This window comes from Pseudonocardia humida, from assembly GCF_023898865.1.
Taxonomy (GTDB): Bacteria; Actinomycetota; Actinomycetes; order Mycobacteriales; family Pseudonocardiaceae; genus Pseudonocardia; species Pseudonocardia humida.
In genome coordinates this window covers 1-3,756 of sequence record NZ_JAGSOV010000118.1, presented here as the reverse complement: position 1 = coordinate 3,756, position 3,756 = coordinate 1, and the positions used below count along the sequence as shown (strand labels likewise).

The 3,756-nt window shown below is 67.4% G+C and carries 3 protein-coding genes; 2 read left to right on the top strand and 1 reads right to left on the bottom strand.

What is annotated here, in order from left to right:
- Positions 1-123 precede the first annotated feature (123 nt).
- Entirely contained in the window at positions 124-1,200 is a 1,077-nt protein-coding gene (locus KDL28_RS39995; RefSeq protein WP_252446697.1) for an IS630 family transposase, read from the bottom strand.
- Between the two features lie 68 nt (positions 1,201-1,268).
- Between KDL28_RS39995 and KDL28_RS39990 the strand changes: the two genes are divergently transcribed.
- Positions 1,269-1,967 (top strand): hypothetical protein, encoded by a 699-nt coding sequence (locus KDL28_RS39990; RefSeq protein ID WP_252446696.1) that lies wholly within the window; start codon positions 1,269-1,271, stop codon positions 1,965-1,967.
- A 638-nt stretch (positions 1,968-2,605) separates the two neighbouring features.
- Complete coding sequence (locus KDL28_RS39985; protein ID WP_252446695.1) at positions 2,606-3,523, top strand: NADP-dependent oxidoreductase; 918 nt, start codon at positions 2,606-2,608, stop codon at positions 3,521-3,523.
- Positions 3,524-3,756: the final 233 nt, after the last annotated feature.

Here is a 3,756-nt window from a genome sequence, read left to right as displayed (position 1 = left end):
TACGCTGTGGCCCACGGCCATCGCGTGATCATCTGATGTCGACACAACGGACGAGGATCACGCGGTGGCCGCCTCACGTCCGGGACCGCCACGCCAGCAAGATCACGACCTACGGCTGGAGTACTAGTGCCGCGTGCGGGAAGTTGATTGACGGTGGGCTTTCGCGATAACCGTGTCCGCGTCCTTGGTCCAGATAAACGGGTGGCAGCGGTCGTTCCAGCCGTCGATGAACGCGGTGATCGCCTCGATCAGATCGCGGACCGAGCCGTAGCTGCCGCGGCGGATGGCCTGGCGGGTGATGATCCCGAAGAAGATCTCCACCATGTTCAGCCACGACCCCGAGGTCGGAGTGAAGTGCAGCGTGACCCGCGAGTTCTTGGCCAGCCAGGTCTTCACGGCGGGGTGTTTGTGGGTGGCGTAGTTGTCCACCACGAGGTGCAGCTCGCGGCGCGGGTAGGCCCTGGCCACCTGCTTGAGGAAGGTCAGGAACTCCTGGTGGCGGTGTCGGGGCAGGCACGCCTGCTCGACGCGGCCGGTGGCGACCTCGAGGGCGGCGAACAGGGTGGTGGTGCCGTGGCGGACGTGGTCGTGGGTGGCGCGCTCGGGCAGCCCGGGCCGGATCGGGAGGATCGGCGCGGTCCGGTCCAGGGCCTGGATCTGGGACTTCTCGTCCACGCACAGCACCACCGCCTTCTCCGGCGGATGCAGATACAGGCCAACGACGTCGCGGATCCTGGCATCCAACTCGGGGTCGGTGGAGAACTTGAAGGTCTCGGCGCGCCAGGGCTGCAGGTTCCACTTGCGCCAGATCCGGGCCACGGTGGCGAAGGAGATCCCCAGCTCGGCGGCCAGCAGCCGGGCCGACCAGTGCGTGACACCGAGGTGCTCGGGCGGGCGTCCGTCCTCGGTCAGGGTGGCGACCACGACGGCCACGTCGTCGATCTCGGGTGGGCGGCCGCTGCGTTTTTGGTCGTGCAGGAACGTGATACCGCCGGCGTCGTAGCGGGCCCGCCAGTCCACCACCGTCGGGCGACTGGTCCCGGTCCGGCGGGCGATCTCGGCGTTGGGCAACCCGTCCGCGGCCAGCAACACGATCCGCGCCCGCAACGCCAGCCCCGCACGCACCGAACTCGCCCGGGTCAACGCCTCCAGACGTGCCCGATCACCCTCACGCAGCACCAACGGCGCAGCAACCGACATGCCTCATCGTCCCGCGCCACCAACTGTAAACAGAGTTACGACACGCGACACTAGAGCCAGATCACCTCTTGCAGCTGGAACTCTCGATCAGTGCGCGCGTGCTGGGCAGTTTCGACGTCCTGCTCGCCACAACCGACAAGTCGAGAGGAAGCACTGACGATTCATCTGAGAATGTCTCGGGAGCAGAACGACTCGAGCTGCGCATCAACTCCATCTTGTTGAGTTCGCTTCCATGCCTCATTCACCTCTCCGGCCGGAGCCTCGCCGCCCACCACGACGAAGCTGCCGCGCCGTCGTACACCTTGACGTTTGATCTTGTCGGCCGGAAGCGATACCGCAATGTTCTGGAGAACGACGTTCGAGGTACCGCGCTCACCGCTCGTCGACTCGAGATGGCACCTGACCGTGCCGTTCAGCCACTCGTTGACGCCGGCACCCTCCTCCTCGCACCCCATGACCGGACCCATCGCACAGCCCGCATCGTGTCCAGCACGGGCACCACCGCGAGACCTCGCCGTTTCCACACCAGCATCGCGTCGACCCGAAGGGCTGGCGACCGTACCAGCAAGCTGTTCCGCAGGCCGTCGCCCGTGCGGCTGTCGATCCCGCTGCGCACCGCGACCGTCCAGGCCCTGGTTGGCCAACTGGCAGTAACCGGATGCGCGCCGATGATGCGATTCGGCTCGCCCCGTGCAGGGCCTCTGCACCGAGCGCCCGATCCGCCGGCGCCAGGCTCGCCCACACGTGATTACGCCTACAGACGCTGAAGCTCCTGCTGGCCTTCGATCCCCCGGTACGCCGAGCTCAGCCCGCGCCGGCTCGACAATGCCGAGCTGGCGAGCCTGCTGAACGGCCCGTTCCTCGAGCGCCCTCGACACGCGAGCGCAGCAACAGCATCGTGTGCTGCGCCCGCGATCACCTTCGCCGACAGCCTCTCCCAGGTCCGCACCGGCAGCGCCTCACGGATCATGGCCTCGCCGAGAAATCTCGCGATGTGGCTGCACCACCTGACTGGTGTTGCGAACATCGCTGAGGGATCACGCTTTGCGCGGCCCGTCCGTTGCGGCTACTCGAGATCATCTGACTCTGCCGACCCCACGGGATGACGTTCGCTGCGGTGAGGACGTGGTCGTTCACCACGGCCTACCTCTACCAACTGGACCATCTCGTCCAGGCTAGAGTAGCGTGACATCGATCGGCACGCCTCCGCCGATCATCAGGGAGTCTGAGGCATCAGCGCACCTGAGGGTCCTGACGGAGCGCCCTGGTGCAGCGACCCTGCCTCCGGTAGCGTACGGCTCCGGCCCGGTCAGGCGCCTCTGCTCCGGAGCAACAATGGACCGTATCGTCCACAGAAGCGCCCGCCGGAGTGTGACGGCGGGTACTGAGTACAGGGAGATGCCAGATGAAGGCGATCGTGGTGACGGATCAAGCCGCAGGAACGGGCGGGATGACGCTCGTGGAGCGGCCGGAGCCGGAGGCGGCGGGGAACGACGTCCTCGTCGAGGTGCATGCGTCGGGATTCACCCCCGGTGAGCTCACGTGGCCCTCGAACTGGGCCGATCGCCTCGGTCGTGACCGGACGCCTTCGATTCCCGGGCACGAGATGGCCGGCGTGGTCAGTGCTCTCGGCTATGGCACGACGGGCCTGTCAGTGGGACAGCGGGTGTTCGGCCTCACGGACTGGACCCGCGACGGCACGCTGGCGGAGTACGCGGCGGTCGAGGCACGCAACCTCGCGCCGCTGCCGGGCGACGTCGACTTCACGGTGGGCGCCAGCCTCCCGATCTCAGGGCTGACCGCATGGCAGGGACTCTTCGACCACGGCCGCCTCCAGGCAGGACAGAGCCTCCTCGTGCACGGCGCGGCCGGCGGAGTCGGGTCGATGGTGGTGCAGCTCGCGCGCGAGGCCGGCGCCTACATCATCGGCACCGGACGCGCTGCCGACCGGCAGACCGCGCTCGACTTCGGCGCGCAGGATTTCGTCGACCTCCCGACCGACTCACTGGAAGACGTCGGCAGCGTCGATCTGGTGTTCGACGTCATCGGCGGGGACATTCAGAAGCGGTCCGCGGGGCTGGTGAGAGCCGGAGGAACGCTGGTGACCATCGCCGGCCCGCCCGAGGCACGACCCGCCGACGGCCTGGCCATCGACTTCGTCGTCGAGTCAGACCGTGCTCAGCTGGGTGAGATCGTCCGGCGGGTGCGAGACGGACGACTGCGGACGAACATCGGCAACATCGCGACCCTCGACGACGCCGTCGCCGCCTTCAACTCGACCGAGCGGGTCAAGGGCAAGACGATCATCCGCGTTCGTCCGTAACGACTGCGGGACGCGATCGCAGGGCTCCCCGAGCAACAAGATGCAAGCCAGCTCGTCGGTTAAGCGCGGCAGGCCACGCAGACCTCAACACGCCGAGTAGGCGTGAGGGACTGCTGCACCGATAGGTGACAGGTCAGTCAGGCCGCCTGTGCGGCAGGTCTGGTGATCATTGCTTCGTACTCAACCGGGGTCAACCGGCCCAGCGTGAGCTGGCGGCGGCGCCGGTGGTAGGT